This is a genomic window from Mesorhizobium album, from assembly GCF_033977205.1.
In the GTDB taxonomy this organism is placed as follows: domain Bacteria; phylum Pseudomonadota; class Alphaproteobacteria; order Rhizobiales; family Rhizobiaceae; genus Mesorhizobium; species Mesorhizobium album.
In genome coordinates, this window is sequence record NZ_JAVIIW010000060.1 from 1 (window position 1) to 17,776 (window position 17,776).

The window sequence follows — 17,776 nt, forward strand, 5'->3', positions numbered from 1 at the left end:
TCGCAGGTTGCCCGCGATATTCTCGTGATGCTCGGCGTGCCGGCCCAGCGCATCGAAATGGAAGAACGATCGCGCACGACCTGCGAGAACGCGATCGAGAGCAAGGCGGCCATCCAGCCGAAGCCTGGGGAATTCTGGCTGCTGGTGACGTCGGCGAGCCATATGCCTCGAGCCATGGCTTGTTTCCGCGCCGTCGGGTTTCCTGTGGCGGCCTACCCGGTGGACTATCGGACGCGTGGCAAAGCCGACCTCTGGCGGCCGATGGGATCTGTCGCAGCTGGCCTCTCAGCCGCCGATCTCGCCGCGCACAAATGGCTCGGGCTGCTGACCTATTGGTCTGCAGGAAAGACCGCCGAACTCTTTCCAGGGCCCTGAACTCTTTTGACCTAGAACAAATTCCGACCCGGGTCTCTAGGATATGATCAGTTCCAAGATGGCGTTCGTCGCCGCTGTGGAAGGGTTTGATTGTGGGTCGAAACGGCATCCGACCAGGGTTGGGCGTTCAATGAAGAGCTCGTCGGGATTCGGCGGTTCGCGTTGGCCCGCCGTCTGCCTCGCCTTGGTGGTGGCGTTCACCACGGTTCTTTACGGCCATGCCAATTCGGCGACGGCTCCGCGTGGGGCCCAGTGGGCAGCGGAGCACAATCATGGCTCCGCTGCGATGCGACACGACGGTGATCACGCGCCGTGCAAGGACATTGACCATGCGCGCCATCAAGGGACATGCGGCATCTCGGCTTCAAGCTGCTCCTTCTGCGTTCCGGTTGACGGGCATCTCTTCGTCGCGGTTTCGGGAAGCCACCCGGTCGCGACGGCGCCGGCCTTCGTATCCTCTCCCGGTGACCTGCCGGTCCGGCTGCGTCCTCCAAAGCTTGCCGTGACCGCCTGAGCGCACGAGCCCTTCGCGTTCGTGCGTTTCGCCGCCGGTCAATCCGGCCTTGAGTCACGAACATGAGAGCTTTGCAATGCAATCCATATCCCGTCGCCAATTCCTGGCGTCTACGGCGGCTGCCGGCGCTGCGAGCGTCGTCCTGCCGCTGATCACCCCTCGCGCCGCGCAGGCCTCCGCACCCACGGTCATCCGGGCCGACACCCGCGTCATCGACGTTGCCGGCCGAGCCGCCACGGTCTTCGGTCTCGTGCAGCCCGACGGCACGCATGGTTTAGTCTCGCCAGCCGGAGAGGGCTTCCAGGTCCGGCTCGAAAACGCGCTAGCCGCTCCGACCCTGATCCATTGGCACGGCCTGACGCCGCCGTTCGGACAGGACGGCGTGCCCGACCTGCCGCAGCCGTTGCTGCAGCCGGGTCAGAGTTACGACTACAGCTTCCCCATCGCGACGCCGGGCACGCACTGGATGCATGCGCATACACTGCAGGAGCAACAGCTGCTTGCCGCACCGCTGATCGTCACGGATCCTGCGCAGGTTGGCGTGGACGAGCAGCCTGTCGTAGTGCTGTTCCACGACTTCAGCTTCAAGACGCCCGAGGAGATGCTGGCCGGGCTGACCGGATCATCACCTGCATCGGGAAACGGCGGCATGGCCGGACAGTCGATGTCGGGCATGGCAGGCATGGATATGCAAGGCATGTCGGGCGGGCAGAACATGGCCATGCCAATGGACGTCAACGACATCAAGTATGACGCCTACTTGGCGAACGACCGGACGCTGGACGATCCACAGGTGTTCGCGGTCGAGCGGAACGGCACGGTCCGGCTGCGCCTCATCAACGGCGCGACCGCCACGGCGTTCTGGATCGACACCGGGTCAATCGAAGGCGAGGCAATCGCTGTCGACGGAAATCCTGTCATTGCCGTGCGCGGCCACCGCTTTCCGCTCGCCATGGGCCAGCGCATCGACATCCGGCTGCGCATTCCGGACGAGGCGGGAGCCTGGCCGATCCTGGCGCTGCGTGAGGGCAGCGTCGAGCGCACCGGCTTCGTATTGGCGACCAGGGGTGGCGCGGTAAAGCGCATCGCGCCTGCTGGCGAACAAGCTGCGACCGCGCTCGACCTTGCATTCGAGTCCAGCCTGGCCGCCGCCAAGTCCCTGGCGGTGACGCCTGCGGATCGGAGTCAGCCCGTCGAGATCGGCGGCGCGATGCAGGGTTACTCCTGGACGCTCAACGGCAGGACATGGGGCAACCATCAGCCGATCCCGGTGCGAAAGGGGGAGCGCGTCGAACTGACGCTGCGCAACGCCAGCATGATGGGTCATCCCATGCACCTGCACGGCCATCATTTCCAGGTGGTCGCCGTCGACGGCCGCCGCTTCGCGGGAGCGGTCCGCGACACCGTCTGGATGCCGCCGATGCGCGAAGTGACGGTGGCGTTCGACGCCGTCAACCCAGGGACATGGGCCTTCCATTGCCACCACCTCTACCACATGGCGACCGGCATGATGACCGTCGTCGACTACACCGCGTGACCGATTTCGAGGACAAGACCATGAGAAGCAATCACAGATACAATGCCGTCGGCCTGGCGGTCGAAAACCACTCGGGCATCACGCGGCGCATGAGGCTGTTGGCCCTGATGGCAGCCGCTGCCGTCGCCGCGGCTGCTCTTCTCGTCAAGCCTGCGGGAGCAGCCGACCCAATGCCCTCAGGCTTCGTCTACACGGCCAACGAACAGGCAGGCTCCATCAGCCGGGTCGATCTCTCAACCGGAAAAGTCGATTCCGTTCCAGTCACCATCACGCCGCACAACGTCCAGTTCGTTCCAGGCACCGGTCGGCTGCTTGCGGTAGGGGTCCCCGCCCACGATCACGGTGGCGGTGGAAACGGCCAGGGCGCTGAGCACAGCAAGATGGGCGGCATGGGCGAAATGGACATGGATGCCGGAGGTAAGCTCGTCGTTCTCGACACGGCCAATCTCGCTGCGGGGCCGCTTGCCTCCATTGCCGCCGGCGCTCACCCCGCTCATGTCATTGCCGACCCCGACGGCAAGCGGGTCTTCGTCACGGACTCCGAGCACAACATCGTTTCCGTGATCAATCTCGATAACGGCGAAACCGTCGCGACCGTCCCGACCGGCGAATATCCGCACGGCCTCAGGATGAGCCCTGACGGAAGGTTCGTCTACGTCGCCAATGTCAAGGACGGCACCGTATCCATCATAGATGCAGCCAAGGTCCAGGAAGCTGCGCGGATCAAGGTCGGCAAGGCACCCGTGCAGGTCGGCTTCACGCCCGACGGCAGCCGCGTCTATGTCTCGCTCAGGGACGAGGACAAGGTGGCGGTGATCGATACCGCCACCCGCAAGGTGATCGCACGCATAGCGGTCGGGCGGGCGCCCATCCAGGTGCACGCCACGCCCGACGGACGCATCGTCTATGTCGCCAACCAGGGCACCGAAGCCAAGCCGAACGACACGGTCTCCGTCATCGGCGTCGCCAGCGGCAAGGTCGTCAGGACGATCCGCACCGGCGCCGGAGCGCATGGCGTTGCCGTCAGCAATGACGGCGCTTTCGTCTTCGTGACCAACATCGCCGACGGCACCGTGTCACTGATCTCGGTCAAGGATCAGTCGGTCGTAAAGTCCTATGCAGTCGGCAAGGGGCCAAACGGGATCACGTTCCAGGCGCCGGAGCCGACTCTTGGCAGCGCCGGGTGACCGGCGCGGAACCCTGAACCCGAAATCCAGGAGAACCAGACAATGAAAACGCTAACCAAATCCGTCCTCGCCGCAGCCATCCTCTTCTCATCTGCGGCCTTCGCCAACGACGCCCACCATCCCGCTGGCAGTGCGGGAACCGCGCCTGCCGCTGCGCCCGCTCCGGTGTCCGGCGACAGCGCCGGGACGATGCCCCAGGCCGGCATGATGCCTCAAGGCGGAATGATGCCTCAGGGTGGAATGATGTGCGGGATGATGCCCCAGGGTGGCATGATGCCCCAGGGCGGAATGATGCCGCAGAGCGGAATGATGCCCCAAGGCGGAATGATGTCTCAGGGCGGGATGATGTCCGGTGAGATGACGCGGATGATGATGATGGGCATGATGTCGGCGAAGGACGGGGCGGCTGAACAGATGATGTCTCCGGACCACGTCGAGGGGCGCATCGCGTTCCTGCAGGCCGAGCTCAAGCTGACCGAAGCACAACAGCCCCAATGGAAGGCGGTGGCCGATGCGATGCGTAACAATGCCAAGCTCGCAAAAGAGGCGATGGCCGGGATGGGTGGCGCGATGATGTCCGCCGGCTCTGCCGCCGTGACGCCTCTGAAGAGGATCGATCAAGTCGAGCAAATGCTCTCTGCACGGCTCGAAGGCCTGCGCCAGTTGAAAGCGGCAATGGAGCCCTTTTACGCGACCTTGAGCGAAGCGCAAAAGGCCGTGGCCGACAAGCTGCTCATCCCGGCGCCGATGGGCATGATGTAAAGCGGCGGTGCGGCTATGGTCGGCGGCACGGCTACAGCCGCACCCCTAAGTTCCCTTCGATGATATGATCGACACTAGGGAGCGTTCGCATGAGCCTATCGATTTCATTTCTCGGCAGCGTCGGAATCGTGATGGGTTCCGATTTACCCATGAGGCCGCGTCGGCCCCGTTTCGCCGTCGCATCGAGGAAAAACTCGGCTGGGCATGCAAGGTCCTCGGGCACCTCGAGAAAGCGATCCTGCAATGAAGGCTGAGTTGGCATTGCAGGAACCAGCTCCATTGCGCGCACGGCGTCTTGGTATCCACACGCAATACGAAGCCGTCGTCTTCATGCGGACGGACTGCCACGTCTGCCGCTCGGAGGGCCTCACTGCCCATTCGCGCGTGCTTCTCTTGGCTGGCGGCCGCGAGGTCCTTGCGACACTCTACCAGGTATCGTCGGACCTGCTGTCCACCGACGAAATCGGCTTGTCGGAATCAGCCTGGTCCAGACTTGGTGCCGACGAAGGCGCCGCCGTCTACGTGCGGCATCCTGAACGCGTCGAATCCTTCAGCCGTGTTCGGGCAAGGTTGTTCGGCAATCGACTCGGCGATCAGGATTTCGCGCCAATTCTTTCCGATGTTTCCTCGGGACGGTATTCGGATATCGAACTGGCCGCCTTCATCACCGGAACGTCGGCATTTCCGCTGGACGAGGCCGAGACCGTGGCTCTCACGCGCTCTATGGTCGAGGTCGGCGATCGTCTGGTTTGGCCGGGCGGAACAGTGGTCGACAAGCATTGCGTCGGCGGCCTGCCGGGCAACCGAACGACGCCGATCGTGGTGGCGATCGTGGCCGCCCATGGCCTGACGATGCCAAAGACCTCGTCTCGTGCCATCACCTCGCCGGCAGGCACCGCCGACACCATGGAAACCATGGCCCCGGTCGACCTGACTATCGAGCAGATCCGTCGCGTGGTCGAAGAAGAGTCGGGCTGCATCGTCTGGGGAGGAGCCGTTCGCCTCAGCCCGGCCGACGATGTCCTGATTAGGGTGGAACGCGCGCTCGACCTCGATTCCGAAGGGCAACTGGTCGCATCGGTGATGTCGAAGAAGATCGCGGCCGGCTCTTCTCATCTGGTTCTCGACCTGCCGGTGGGCCCAACGGCCAAGATTCGCAGCGAGGCGGCTGCCATAGCCCTCTCGAACCGCCTCTCGGCAGTGGCAACCGCATTCGGGCTAAGGAGCAGGATCGTCCTCACCGATGGAGCCCAACCCGTCGGCCGGGGCATTGGGCCTGCACTGGAAGCCCACGACGTGCTGCGGGTGCTCCAGCTGTCGGCCAATGCACCGATCGATCTCAAGGAGCGGGCCTGTGCGCTGGCAGGAGCGCTCCTCGAACTGGGTGGTCGCGCTCAAGAAGGGGCAGGCCAGCAGCTTGCTGCACGCACGCTTGAGGACGGGCGCGCATGGGCGAAGTTCCAGCGCATCTGCGAAGCTCAGGGAGGGATGCGCGTTCCGCCGACAGCGCGGCAGCGTTCGCCGATCCTCGCGTCGAGCACTGGCGTCGTCCTGTCGATCGACAACCGAAGGATCGCAAAACTGGCCAAGCTGGCCGGAGCGCCGGACGCAAAAGCGGCCGGGGTGGAGTTGCACGTCCGGCTGGGCGACCCCGTGGCCGTCGGCGAGGCCTTGTGCACCGTGCACGCGCAGACGCCAGGCGAGCTCCGCTATGCCATGGACTACGCGTCGTCTGGAGCCGCGATCTTCCAAATCGGAGACTGAAGACAAAAGCGCGAACGGAGACGTCACCATGCCCTCACCAACCGGGCATTTCACGCAAACGAAGCAGAACGCCAGTCTGAACGAACTGCTGCTATTGCAGCGTGAAACCTTCGACTACTTCCTGGACGAGGTGAATCCCGCCAATGGCCTCATCCGCGACAAGACCGCCGCCGATTGGCCGGCGAGCATCGCCGCGACCGGACTCGCTCTTGCCTGCTACCCCGTCGCTGTCGAGCGCGGATTCATGCCGCGCCAGGCTGCCGTGGCAAGAACGCTGGCCACGCTGCGATTCTTCTGGACGAGCCCCCAGGGACCCGAGCCGGACGCAACCGGATACCGCGGCTTCTACTATCATTTCCTCGACATGGAGACCGGTCGGCGCGCCTGGCAATGCGAACTGTCCACGATCGACAGCGCGCTCTTGCTGGCCGGGGCTCTGACTGCAGCCGCCTATTTCGACGCGGAAGTCGCGGACGAACAGGAAATCCGCTCGCTCGCCGATGCGCTTTATCGCCGTGCCGACTGGCAATGGGCGCAGAACCAGGGCGCGACGGTGACGCACGGCTGGACCCCGGAAAACGGGTTCATCAAATACCGCTGGGAGGGCTACGACGAGGCCCTTCTGCTCTACGTTCTGGCGCTTGGCTCTCCGACCTTTCCTCTTCCTGAAAGCAACTACGCCGCCTGGACGTCGACTTATCGATGGGAGAGCTGTTACGGCTACGAGTACCTCTACGCCGGTCCGCTGTTCACGCATCAGCTGTCACATGTCTGGATCGACTTTCGCGGGATTCAGGATGCCTTCATGCGGGGAAAGGGCATCGACTATTTCGAGAACAGCCGGCGGGCGACCTACCTTCATCAATGCTATGCCGTCATGAACCCGCGCAAGTTCGAGGGCTATGGCGAGTGCTGCTGGGGCATCACGGCAAGCGAAGGACCAGGTCCGGCCACGCTCAAGCTGAACGGCATCCAGCGCGAGTTCTACGACTATATCGGCCGCGGCGTCCCCTATGGACCGGATGACGGCACGCTCGCTCCCTGGGCAGTTGTCGCTTCATTGCCGTTCGCTCCTGAAATCGTCCTCGAGGCGATCCACTTCTGCATCCATCAGGCCAAGCTGAAAGAGTTCAACAGATATGGCTTCAAGGCTGCCTTCAATCCCACGCATCCAGGAGAGCCCGGCAATCCGTACGGGTGGTGGGTATCGCCTTGGCACTTCGGCATCAACCAAGGCCCTACCGTGCTGATGATCGAGAACCACTTGAGCGACCAGGTTTGGCGCTTGATGCGCGGCTGTCAATACATCGTCGCGGGGTTGCGCCGTGCTGGATTCAAAGGCGGCTGGCTGGGGCAGGATCCGCCTTCTTGAGCGCCGCTGACGCCGCCACTTCAGGCGATGGCGATGGAAGCAACGAAGGGAATGTCGCCGATATCAGCGGGGCTCGCAGGTAAGGTCTGCGGGAAGACTATTCTTGATCGAAATCAATGCGTATGGCGTCATTTTTGGAAGGATTATGCGCAAAATGACGCTGTGGGAAGTCTGTTTGCCGGGAGGCTGATATGACGCCGAGGCTCAGAAGGTTGCAAGCCGGGATAATATGCGGCGCCCTCAGCATGGTTTCGCCGGTCGCAGCACAGGACGCGTCACAAGGCTCGTCCATGATGATGCAAAGCGGACACATGCCACACCGCATGATGAGCCCTGGGCTGATAGTGCCCACCATGAATCCATCCAACGGTCGCAAGCTGTTTGCCGAAAAAGGGTGCGTCGTCTGTCATTCCATTAACGGCGTCGGCGGCGACGACGCGGCGGCATTGGACGCATCGACAATGCCGCCAATGATGAATCCGTTCGAGTTCACGGCGCAGATGTGGGCCGGCGCTGCAGCGATGATCGAGATGCAAAAGCAGGAACTGGGCGAGCAGATTCAATTTACGGGGCAGGAACTGGCCGACATAATTGCCTTTGTCCACGACGCCGACGAGCAAAAGAAGTTATCTGAGGCCGACATTCCACCCAAGATCAAGAAGCTGATGCATTCAGACACGGAAGGCGGTCATGAAATGAACCAGATGAAGCAAGGCGGCGAAATGAACATGAACGACGGCCAGTCGCCACAGTAGAAAGCCGCTCGTGCGAACACAGGAGGATGGCAGGTTGCGAGCGGCCGGGGAGGCCCTACTTACGTTCTACCGAACCACTGGAGGCAGCCATGCGGAGCAGGCAGTTGACGGTTTTCTTGCTGGCACCGACCCTGGTAGCAACACAGATCGTGCTTGGGCCTTCGATTTTGGATGGGACTGCCGGCTTCAGGTACCCAGCGGCGGTCGCGGCCGAGCAAAATAGTTCGGGGTTTCAAACCATCACGAGCGAGCAGTTAAGTCAGATGCTGCCGCGCAAGGATTTCTTCTTTGTAAACGTCCATATTCCCTATGAGGGCCAGATCGAGGGAACCGACGCCTTTATCCCCTACGACAAGATCGATCGGAATCTTGACAAGCTCCCTGCGGATAAGAGTGCGAAGATCGTGCTGTACTGCCGCAGTGGCCGCATGAGCGGGATAGCCGCAGAGCAGTTGGCGAGACTCGGCTATCTGCATGTGAGCCATCTATCGGGCGGGATGATCGCCTGGCAGGCTTCCGGATATGCTCTCAAGGAACATTAAGTCCATCACGCTGTCGATGTCCAAATCGGACTCGGCAAGGAGCGCCTTCGGATGAGCTGAAGAACTCCGATGGCGAGGGGTAATTCGCAACATCATGGAAGAGGGAAGCGGCGGCATTCCGAGACCGCGCTCGCGGGATGCGATCGATCGAATTGACGCACATCAAAGCGCGTTTGGACTGAGCCGGCGATCATGCAGGATGTGAAGAGCTTGGAAGCCCAGCCGTGCTTGGACAGTTTTGTCAGATCTTGCAGCGAGACCATCGGACCGCAAGCGGTGCTTTCGGTGCGATCATGCTTGCGCTCGGGCTTGCTCTTTTCCTGTCGCTGACGCCTTCGGGTCAGGCGCAAGGGCATGAGTTCGGTGCCTTGCAAGGTGTTTCGTCAGTCAAGGTCGTTTCATCAATTGCCGAGCACAAAACCGATCGGACGGCCTTTACGACGAGCGTTCTCGCGGTATCTGCCGAACCCGGCTGTCACGACGGCGCGGTCCATGCCAATTGCGGCCTGTGCGCGGGCGGGCACTGTTTCGGTTCGGCGGCCATTCTGGCAGCAGCGCCAGGAATTGGCTTTGTAACGGAGCCCGATGCCCCGGCTTTCCTCGTCCAATCAGGCTTCTCGCTGACAAAGCCTGACGAAGCTTTTCGGCCTCCTTGTTCCGCTCCCTGACAACCTGCGCGGCGGGCAAATCTCACGCTTGCCGACCGGGTCGCTCGTTGTGCTGGGCCAACGCTGGCTCCCGGTCAGGAACGCCTTTCGAGGAGAAAAATCATGAACATTCGGACAGAAACCACAATCCACCCCCCTCCAGGTGGCCTGGCTAATGGGCGCGAGTCGCTCACCCTGCGCATTGGAGGAATGACCTGCGCCCACTGCCCGCCGGCGATCGAGAAGGCCATTCGAGCGGTGAAAGGGGTTCAGGCCGCCACGGTGAATCTCGCCACGCAGACGGCGACGGTCGAGTATGACCCGACCCAGGCGAAGGTCGCGGAAATCCTGCGTGCCGTCCGCTCCGTCGGGTACGCCGTCGGTACGGCAACGATGCGCATTCCCATCAAGAATATGCATTGCACCTCATGCGCCATACGTGTCGAACTGGCGCTTAAGATGACCCCTGGCGTGATCGCCGCCCGCGCCAGTCTCGCACCCAACGCTGTCGACATAGAGTATCAGCCGGAACGGACCGATTTCCAGGAGTTGAGGCAGTCGATCGAGTCCTCCGGCTATCGGGTGGCCGAGCCGAAAACCAAGCCGGCGGACGCGACGCTGGACCCGGCCGAGGCAGCGAACGAGCAGGAATACCGCGGCCTGATGCGCAGGTTCTGGCTCGCAGCCATCATCTCCCTCCCGGTGATGGCGCTCAGCTACCCCGATCTCATTCCGGGACTACGCGATTGGATGCCCATGGGCAGCGACACGCGCCGGGTCGTTTGGGCACTGCTGGGCGTGCTGAGCCTCCCCGTCCTTATGTGGTCCGGATCGCAGTTCTTTGTCGGCATGTGGGACGCGCTGAAGCACCGCGCGGCCAACATGCACACGCTGATCGCGATCGGCATCACGGCGGCGTTCCTCTACTCGGTTGTTGCAGTCGCATGGCCCGGGATCTTTCCCAAAATGGCGCTGGCCGAAGTCTTCTGGGACGTGACCGACGTCGTCGTCGCGCTCGTCGTTCTGGGCCTCGCCCTGGAGATCAAGGCCAAGGGCAGGACCTCACAGGCGATCAAGAAGCTGATCGGGCTGCAGGCGAAGACCGCAAGAGTCGTGCGCGAGGGCAAGGAAATCGACCTCCCCGTCGAAGAAGTGCTGGTCGGCGACACGGTGATCGTCCGCCCCGGCGAAAAGGTTCCGGTCGATGGCAAGGTGAGTGCCGGATCGAGCGCAATCGACGAGTCGATGATCACGGGCGAATCCATGCCGGTCGAAAAGCAGGCCGACGACGAGGTCATCGGCGGCACGCTCAACAAGACAGGCAGCTTCCGTTTCACCGCGACCAAGGTCGGTAAGGATACCGCCCTCGCAAGCATCATCCGCATGGTGAAGGACGCGCAGGGATCAAAGGCGCCGATCCAGCGCGTGGTGGATACCGTCTCGGGCTACTTCGTGCCAGCGGTCATGATCGTCGCGATCCTGGCGGCAGTGGCCTGGTACGATTTCGGGCCCGAACCGCGGCTGATCTATGCCACGGTCATCCTGGTCACCACGCTGATCATCGCCTGTCCCTGCGCCCTCGGCCTCGCGACGCCGACCTCGCTCACGGTCGGCATCGGCAAGGGAGCGGAGAACGGCATCCTGATCCGCTCCGGCGACGCGCTGCAGGCGGCCGAAAAACTCGACGCGATCATCCTCGACAAGACGGGCACGATCACCAGGGGCGAGCCGGCGCTGACCGACGTCGTCGTCACGCCGGGCCACGAAGAGAGCGCCGTGCTGCGGCTCACCGCGTCCCTTGAGCGTGGCTCCGAGCATCCGCTGGCCTCGGCCATCGTCAAGGGCGCCGAGGCGCGCAAGATCGAGTTGGTCGACGCTGAAGGTTTCGCGGCCATCCCGGGCCACGGCGTCAGTGGTCGCATCGACGGCCATGTCGTGCTGCTCGGCAACGCCAAGCTCATGCGCGACCGGGGTGTTCCCGCAGACGCGCTGCTGCCGCAATGGGAGCGCCTCGCCAATGGGGGCAAGACGCCGATGTATGTTGCGGTCGACGGACAGGCGGCCGGGCTGATCGCAGTCGCCGACACCGTGAAGCCGGACTCCAGGGCGGCGATCGAAATCCTGAAAGGACTGGGCATCAAGGTCGTGATGCTGACCGGCGACAATGAGCGCACGGGTCGGGCGATCGCCCGCGAAGTCGGCATCGATCGCGTGCTGGCGGAGATCCTTCCGGACGACAAGGCGCACGAGGTGCAGAAGCTGCAGCTCGAAGGCAAGTCGGTCGGCATGGTCGGCGACGGCGTCAATGACGCGCCGGCGCTCGCCCAGGCTGATGTCGGCTTCGCCATCGGCACCGGAACCGACGTCGCGATCGAGGCGAGCGACGTGACGCTTATCGGGGGCAGCCTGATGGGCGTCGTCACGGCCATCGAGATCAGCCGGGCGACGATGCGCAACGTCCGCCAGAACCTCGTCGGCGCTTTCGGCTACAACGCGCTGGGCATCCCGGTCGCGACGGGCGTGCTCTACCCGTTCATTGGGCTTCTGCTCTCTCCCCTGATCGCCGCCGCCGCCATGGCCTTCAGTTCGGTGACCGTCGTCACCAATGCCAACCGTTTGCGCTTCTTTCAGCCAAGGAGGACAGGCTCATGACACCCGACCGCTGGATAGTGACCGTCGCCGGAATCGGCCTGGTCGCGTTCATCATCTGGTTCTTCTGGCTCAAGCGCTCGAAGGGCATCCGGGCCGCGGAAACGAGCGGCGGCTACCAGGAGGCGATGATACTGGTCAAGGGCGGCTATACGCCCGATACGATCGTTGTCCGCGCCGGCCGCCCGGTCCGGCTGAACTTCCGCCGCGAGGAAACCGCCTCCTGCTCGGACAAGGTGATCTTCCCCGATTTCCAGAGGAGCGCCGATCTGCCGACAGGGGAAACCATCGCCGTCGAGCTGATGCCCAAGGATCCAGGCGAATTCGGATTTTCATGCCCCATGGGCATGTTCCGCGGCCGCCTCGTCGTCGAATAGGAGACCTGCAATGTCGACACATGACCACTCAGACCACGACCACTCGCAAGCTTCCTTTGTGACATCCCGAGCAGGCCTCGTCCTGCTTGGCTTCCTTGCGATCGGCGGGTTCCTGCTTTTCACCGAGCACCGCGCCCATGTCCTTGGCGCGCTGTTCTACCTGCTGCCGTTCGCCTGCATCCTCATGCATTTCTTCATGCATGGAGGACATGGCCATGGCGGAGACGGCGGTCACCGCAACCAGCCCGACGAAAGGAGCCCGTCATGAACGTCGAGACACAAGCCTATGGCCTCTGGAGCCTGGTCATCGTCAATTCCGCCGTCTTCATCCTGTTCGCCTACAGCTTCTTCAAGCCGAAGACGACCCGTGACTGGCGCTCGTTCGGCGCATTCAGCGCCTTCCTGGTCGCGCTGTTCGCGGAGATGTATGGTTTTCCGCTCACCATCTACTTGCTGTCGGGCTGGCTCCAGTCCCGCTATCCGGGGATCGACTGGTTCTCGCATGATGCCGGGCACCTCTTGGAAATGATGTTCGGCTGGCGGGTCAATCCGCACTTCGGGCCGTTCCATCTGCTGAGCTTCATCCTGATCGGCGGCGGGTTTTGGCTGATCGCGGTTGCTTGGCGGGTTCTCTACGACGCGCAGCAGCACCGCTCTCTCGCGACCAGCGGACCGTACAGCTACGTGCGCCACCCGCAATATGTCGGCTTCATCCTGGTTATGTTGGGCTTCCTCGTTCAATGGCCGACGTTGCTGACGCTCGCAATGTTTCCGGTGCTGGTCGTCATGTATGTGAGGCTGGCGCGGGCCGAGGAGCGCGAAGCGGTGGCCGAATTCGGCGACGCCTATCGCGCCTACATGAAAAATGTCCCGGGATTCCTGCCGCGGCTGGATCGCGTCCTTGCCCGATTGAGCGGCCAGTCCGGTGAAGGCAAGCCGTTATGACCAGTCACTCGTAGTCGGACACGCAGCCATGTCGCTCTCTGAAACCGCGTCAACACTACGGCTGCTGCTCACGGCATATGACGTTCCCGATGACCCGGTCGAAGTCGTCGAGCGTAAGGGATTGGGGCACCCGGACACCATATGCGACGCCCTTGCTGAAACATTCTCGCGCAATCTGTCCCTCGAGTATTTCCGACGCTTCGATCGCATCCTTCACCACAACGTGGACAAGGCGCTTCTGCTGGGCGGTCGCTCCGTGCCCGCTTTCGGGGGTGGCTCTCTCACCAGTCCGATAAACATCTATCTGGCAGGCAGGGCCACAACGGAAATCGGCGGAGAAAATATCCCGGTCAAAGAGATAGCGGTCGAGGGATCCCGGTCTTGGCTGAAATCCAACCTGCACGCGCTCGATGCGGAGCGCGATGTCCGGTTTCACGTGCTGACTCGACCAGGTTCGCAGGACCTGCAGGAGCTGTTTTCGCGTACGTCCGAAGCTCCCTTGGCCAATGATACTTCTATTGGCGTTGGCTATGCGCCGATGAGCGCCCTTGAAACCCTGGTGCTCGACATAGAACGGCGCGTCAACGGCAGAGACCGAATTCGCGCTCATCCTGCATGGGGCGAGGATGTAAAGGTGATGGGTGTTCGACAAGGCAAGTCGGTTCGCCTGACCGTCGCCTGCGCCATGATCGGACGTTATCTGGCTCACACGGACGATTATTTTACTGAGAGATCTGCGCTCCGGACACTCGTGGCAGAACTTGCCCGACAGCATGGGTTCACAGAGCCCGATGTGGACGTCAATGCCGCCGATGGAACGTCTCAGGGTACACTTTATCTCACCGTCACCGGGACATCGGCCGAGGCTGGCGATGACGGCCAGGTAGGCCGCGGCAACAGGGTCAATGGCTTGATTACTCCCTGTCGGCCAATGAGCCTTGAAGCGGCCGCGGGCAAGAACCCGGTGTCGCATGTCGGAAAGATCTACAACATCGCGGCGCGTGATATCGCCGAAGCGATCTGCGCTGCCCTGTCCGAGGTCGCAGCTGCCGAGTGCATGCTGGTGAGCCGGATCGGCGACCCGGTAACTCGGCCCGCCCTCGTGCAGCTGAAAGTCGCGACGCGAGACGGGTTGCCAATCGCAAAGATCAGGCGACCCGTAGAGGCAATCACAGCAGATCGCCTGAGCCGGATTCCGAAGCTCATCCAAGATTTCCTCGCCGGCAGGATAACCACGTTTTGAGGGCGCAGACGGGGCAGGTTGGAAACTCATGACTGAAAAAGTATTTGCCGCTCATGATCTGACCAAGACCTATGTCTCGGGCGAGACGCAAGTGCATGCCCTGCGCGGCGTGAATCTGGAGATTTCAGCAGGGGAAGTGATCGTCTTGCTTGGCCCCTCGGGCAGCGGGAAATCGACGCTGCTCAACATCATGGGCGGGCTCGATCACGCGACCAGCGGCGAGCTGTCCTTCAAGGACTTGCGGCTGACCGACCTCGATGACCGGGGACTGACATCCTATCGCCGCCGCCATGTCGGCTTCGTGTTCCAGTTCTACAATCTGATCCCCAGCCTGACGGCCTATGAGAATGTCGCGCTGGTCACCGAGATCTCCGACGATCCGATGCGCCCTGAGGAAGCTCTCGCTCTCGTCGGGCTGGAGCCGCGCATGCATCATTTTCCGGCGCAGCTGTCCGGCGGGGAACAGCAGCGCGTCGCCATCGCCCGCGCGATCGCCAAGCGCCCGGAGGTGCTGCTCTGCGATGAGCCGACAGGCGCGCTCGACTCCAGGACGGGCGTTCGGGTTATCGACGCGTTGATGAAAGTCAACGCCGAACTCGGCACGACCACCGTCATTATCACCCACAACGCCATCATCCAGGAAGTCGCGCACCGGGTCCTGTTCTTCAGCGACGGGCAGATATCGAAAGCCGTCACCAACGAGGCCAGGCGCGCGGTCGCCGAGCTGCAGTGGTGAAGACATGCGCGCCCTGGACATAAAGCTGTTTCGCGATCTCGTCCGCCTTTGGGCGCAGGCGCTGGCCATTGCGCTGGTCGTTGGCGGCGGGGTGGCGACGTTGCTCCTCGCGGTCGGCTCCTACCGCTCTCTCGACGAGACGAGGATCGCCTATTACGAGCGCTACGGTTTCGGCGATGTCTTCGCGACGGTCAGACGAGCACCCAAGGCTCTTGTTAGCCGGATCGCCGAAATTCCGGGGGTGGTGGCCGTCGATCCACGCATCGCAAAGTTCGCGCTGCTCGACATACCGGGTTTTTCCGAGCCGGCCACCGGCATGGTCATCTCGCTGCCGGAAATCGGCGAGCCGCCGCTCAACCGGCTTTACATGCGTGTCGGTCGCACACCGGACCCGAGCCGGGAAGAGGAGGTCGTCGTCAACGAGAACTTTGCCGAAGCGCATCGTTTCACTCTGGGCTCAAGCTTCGCGGCAATCCTAAACGGCCGCAAGCGCGACCTGACGATCGTCGGGATCGCCCTTTCGCCTGAATATATCTACGCAGTCGGTCCAGGCGACATTATTCCCGACGGTCGCCGCTTCGGCATCATCTGGATGTCGGAGCGCGCCCTGGCCAGTGCCTACGACCTCAAGAACGCATTTTCGTCCGTGTCGCTCAAACTTCTTCCGGGGACATCGGAGCGCGAGACGACGACGCGTCTCGATGCGCTGCTCGACCGCTATGGCGGGCGCGCCGCCCATGGACGCAAGGACCAGATATCGCACGCCTGGCTCGATCACGAGCTCGACATGCTGAACAATATGAGCCGCACGCTGCCGCCGATCTTCCTGCTGGTCTCCGCATTCCTGGTGAACCTCACCCTCAGCCGTCTGGTTTCGCTCGAGCGCGAACAGATCGGCCTGCTGAAAGCCCTGGGTTATCGCAACGCCAGCATCGTCCTGCACTATCTGAAATTCGTCGGCATCATCGCTTTGATCGGCATCGCCATCGGCAGCGCCGTCGGCACCTGGCTCGGCGCCTACATGACCAATCTGTTGGCCGGCTTCTTCCGCTTTCCATTTCTCGTCTTCGTCAAGAATCCCGATCTCTATGTCATCGCAGGTGCGCTAAGCCTCTTCGCCGCCATGGTTGGGGCGCTGCGCGCCTTGCGCGAGGTCGTCGCTCTGACTCCGGCGGTGGCGATGCAGCCAACCGCGCCTCCAAGCTTCCGCAGCGTGCTGCCCGCAAGCGTCAGCATGGCCGGCTTCGTTTCGCAGCCGACCACAATGATGCTGCGCAACATCACCAGCCATCCGATCCGTTCCCTCTTCACCACGCTCGGCATGGCGCTGGCGACAGCAATCTTGATCGTGTCGCTCTTTCTCGGCGGCACGATGGAGCAGCTCATCGACGTCACCTACTTCCTGGCGGATCGTCAGGACGCGACCGTCAGCTTCTTCGAAAAGCGTCCGCGGGAAGTCGCCTTTCAGATCGCAAGGCTTCCAGGCGTGCTGACCGCGGAACCCTATCGGGAAGTCCCGGTTCGCATCCGCAGCGGCCATATCGAGCGCCGGATCATGATCCGCGCCCGGCCTCGCGACGCCGAGCTCAACCGCATCATCGACGCTGACCTGCGGCCGGTCGTGCTGCCGGAATCGGGCCTCGCGATCTCAGCAATGCTTGCACGGATCCTGAAGGTTCAGATCGGCGACACCGTCGAGGTCGATCTGCTGGACGGCGAGCGACGGACGGTTGTGCTTCCCGTGGCGGCGTTGGTCGAGGACTATCTCGGCATCCGCGGGATGATGGATCAGGAGGCGCTCACCAAGCTGCTGCGCGAAGTCCCCGCGGCAAACGGTGTCAATGTCAGTCTGGACGAGAGCAGGCAGAATGAGTTCTACGCCGCCCTCAAAGCCATGCCCGTTGTGAGCAGCCTGTCCCTCCATGCATCCTCCCTCGCCAACTTCCGCAATGTCACTGCGCTGATCATCACGACGATGGCCAGCATCTATACCGGGCTAGCCGCCGTCATAGCCTTCGGCGTGGTCTACAACAGCGCGCGCGTGTCCCTGTCGGAACGCGCGCGAGAGCTGGCAAGCCTGCGCGTGCTTGGCTTCACGCGCGCCGAAGTGCTGCGCATCCTTCTGCTCGAACTCGCCTTGCTGACCCTGATCGCGCAGCCGCCGGGCTGGGCCATGGGCTACGGTCTTGCCTGGATCATGAAGACGAACCTGGCCGGCGAGCTGATGCGGGTGCGCGCCGTGGTCGAGCCCGCCACCTTCGCTTTCGCCAGCGCGATCGTCATCGCCGCCGCGGTGCTTTCTGCTTGGGTCGTCCGCAGGCGGGTCAATCAATTGGACCTTGTTGCCGTTCTCAAGACACGGGATTGAAGA

At 62.7% G+C, this 17,776-nt stretch carries 16 protein-coding genes; all 16 read left to right on the forward strand.

Annotated features, from left to right (window positions below):
* Positions 1–375 (forward strand): YdcF family protein (locus tag RFN28_RS31080; RefSeq protein ID WP_320290968.1); only part of this gene is annotated, 375 nt, incomplete at its 5' end.
* A 590-nt stretch (positions 376–965) separates the two neighbouring features.
* On the forward strand, positions 966–2,426 hold the full coding sequence (locus RFN28_RS31085; RefSeq protein ID WP_320290970.1) for a multicopper oxidase family protein: 1,461 nt from the start codon (positions 966–968) through the stop codon (positions 2,424–2,426).
* Positions 2,427–2,446: 20 nt separating this feature from the next.
* Complete coding sequence (locus tag RFN28_RS31090; protein WP_320290971.1) at positions 2,447–3,613, forward strand: YVTN family beta-propeller repeat protein; 1,167 nt, start codon at positions 2,447–2,449, stop codon at positions 3,611–3,613.
* Between the two features lie 42 nt (positions 3,614–3,655).
* Positions 3,656–4,375, forward strand: coding sequence for a Spy/CpxP family protein refolding chaperone (locus RFN28_RS31095; protein WP_320290972.1), 720 nt, complete (start codon positions 3,656–3,658; stop codon positions 4,373–4,375).
* A gap of 243 nt (positions 4,376–4,618) precedes the next feature.
* Complete coding sequence (locus RFN28_RS31100; RefSeq protein WP_320290973.1) at positions 4,619–6,139, forward strand: thymidine phosphorylase family protein; 1,521 nt, start codon at positions 4,619–4,621, stop codon at positions 6,137–6,139.
* A gap of 28 nt (positions 6,140–6,167) precedes the next feature.
* Positions 6,168–7,511 (forward strand): glucoamylase family protein, encoded by a 1,344-nt coding sequence (locus RFN28_RS31105; protein WP_320290974.1) that lies wholly within the window; start codon positions 6,168–6,170, stop codon positions 7,509–7,511.
* A gap of 191 nt (positions 7,512–7,702) precedes the next feature.
* Positions 7,703–8,266, forward strand: a complete 564-nt coding sequence (locus RFN28_RS31110) for a c-type cytochrome (protein ID WP_320290976.1) — start codon at positions 7,703–7,705, stop codon at positions 8,264–8,266.
* Positions 8,267–8,370: 104 nt separating this feature from the next.
* Positions 8,371–8,808 (forward strand): rhodanese-like domain-containing protein, encoded by a 438-nt coding sequence (locus RFN28_RS31115; protein WP_320290977.1) that lies wholly within the window; start codon positions 8,371–8,373, stop codon positions 8,806–8,808.
* A gap of 224 nt (positions 8,809–9,032) precedes the next feature.
* Positions 9,033–9,476 (forward strand): hypothetical protein, encoded by a 444-nt coding sequence (locus RFN28_RS31120; RefSeq protein WP_320290978.1) that lies wholly within the window; start codon positions 9,033–9,035, stop codon positions 9,474–9,476.
* 102 nt (positions 9,477–9,578) lie between these two features.
* The gene (locus RFN28_RS31125) at positions 9,579–12,107 is read left to right on the forward strand and encodes a heavy metal translocating P-type ATPase (RefSeq protein ID WP_320290979.1); all 2,529 of its coding nucleotides are present in this window, start codon (positions 9,579–9,581) and stop codon (positions 12,105–12,107) included.
* Entirely contained in the window at positions 12,104–12,481 is a 378-nt protein-coding gene (locus RFN28_RS31130) for a cupredoxin domain-containing protein (RefSeq protein WP_320290980.1), read from the forward strand. The genes RFN28_RS31125 and RFN28_RS31130 overlap by 4 nt, the downstream gene beginning before the upstream one ends.
* A 10-nt stretch (positions 12,482–12,491) precedes the next feature.
* Entirely contained in the window at positions 12,492–12,749 is a 258-nt protein-coding gene (locus RFN28_RS31135; protein ID WP_320290981.1) for a DUF2933 domain-containing protein, read from the forward strand.
* On the forward strand, positions 12,746–13,426 hold the full coding sequence (locus RFN28_RS31140; RefSeq protein ID WP_320290982.1) for a methyltransferase family protein: 681 nt from the start codon (positions 12,746–12,748) through the stop codon (positions 13,424–13,426). The genes RFN28_RS31135 and RFN28_RS31140 overlap by 4 nt, the downstream gene beginning before the upstream one ends.
* 28 nt (positions 13,427–13,454) lie before the next feature.
* A complete protein-coding gene (locus RFN28_RS31145) occupies positions 13,455–14,669 on the forward strand; it encodes a methionine adenosyltransferase (RefSeq protein ID WP_320290984.1) in 1,215 nt (404 codons plus the stop codon).
* Between the two features lie 28 nt (positions 14,670–14,697).
* A complete protein-coding gene (locus tag RFN28_RS31150; protein ID WP_320290985.1) occupies positions 14,698–15,405 on the forward strand; it encodes an ABC transporter ATP-binding protein in 708 nt (235 codons plus the stop codon).
* Between the two features lie 4 nt (positions 15,406–15,409).
* A complete protein-coding gene (locus RFN28_RS31155) occupies positions 15,410–17,773 on the forward strand; it encodes an ABC transporter permease (protein WP_320290986.1) in 2,364 nt (787 codons plus the stop codon).
* Positions 17,774–17,776 lie beyond the last annotated feature (3 nt).

What these genes read in the sequence shown, in the direction of transcription:
- RFN28_RS31125 (WP_320290979.1), top strand. Translation starts at nt 9,579, where the DNA reads ATGAACATTCGGACAGAAACCACAATCCACCCCCCTCCAGGTGGCCTG.
- RFN28_RS31085 (WP_320290970.1), top strand. Translation starts at nt 966, where the DNA reads ATGCAATCCATATCCCGTCGCCAATTCCTGGCGTCTACGGCGGCTGCC.
- RFN28_RS31150 (WP_320290985.1), top strand. Translation starts at nt 14,698, where the DNA reads ATGACTGAAAAAGTATTTGCCGCTCATGATCTGACCAAGACCTATGTC.
- RFN28_RS31140 (WP_320290982.1), top strand. Translation starts at nt 12,746, where the DNA reads ATGAACGTCGAGACACAAGCCTATGGCCTCTGGAGCCTGGTCATCGTC.
- RFN28_RS31100 (WP_320290973.1), top strand. Translation starts at nt 4,619, where the DNA reads ATGAAGGCTGAGTTGGCATTGCAGGAACCAGCTCCATTGCGCGCACGG.
- RFN28_RS31110 (WP_320290976.1), top strand. Translation starts at nt 7,703, where the DNA reads ATGACGCCGAGGCTCAGAAGGTTGCAAGCCGGGATAATATGCGGCGCC.
- RFN28_RS31155 (WP_320290986.1), top strand. Translation starts at nt 15,410, where the DNA reads ATGCGCGCCCTGGACATAAAGCTGTTTCGCGATCTCGTCCGCCTTTGG.
- RFN28_RS31145 (WP_320290984.1), top strand. Translation starts at nt 13,455, where the DNA reads ATGTCGCTCTCTGAAACCGCGTCAACACTACGGCTGCTGCTCACGGCA.
- RFN28_RS31135 (WP_320290981.1), top strand. Translation starts at nt 12,492, where the DNA reads ATGTCGACACATGACCACTCAGACCACGACCACTCGCAAGCTTCCTTT.
- RFN28_RS31130 (WP_320290980.1), top strand. Translation starts at nt 12,104, where the DNA reads ATGACACCCGACCGCTGGATAGTGACCGTCGCCGGAATCGGCCTGGTC.
- RFN28_RS31105 (WP_320290974.1), top strand. Translation starts at nt 6,168, where the DNA reads ATGCCCTCACCAACCGGGCATTTCACGCAAACGAAGCAGAACGCCAGT.
- RFN28_RS31090 (WP_320290971.1), top strand. Translation starts at nt 2,447, where the DNA reads ATGAGAAGCAATCACAGATACAATGCCGTCGGCCTGGCGGTCGAAAAC.
- RFN28_RS31095 (WP_320290972.1), top strand. Translation starts at nt 3,656, where the DNA reads ATGAAAACGCTAACCAAATCCGTCCTCGCCGCAGCCATCCTCTTCTCA.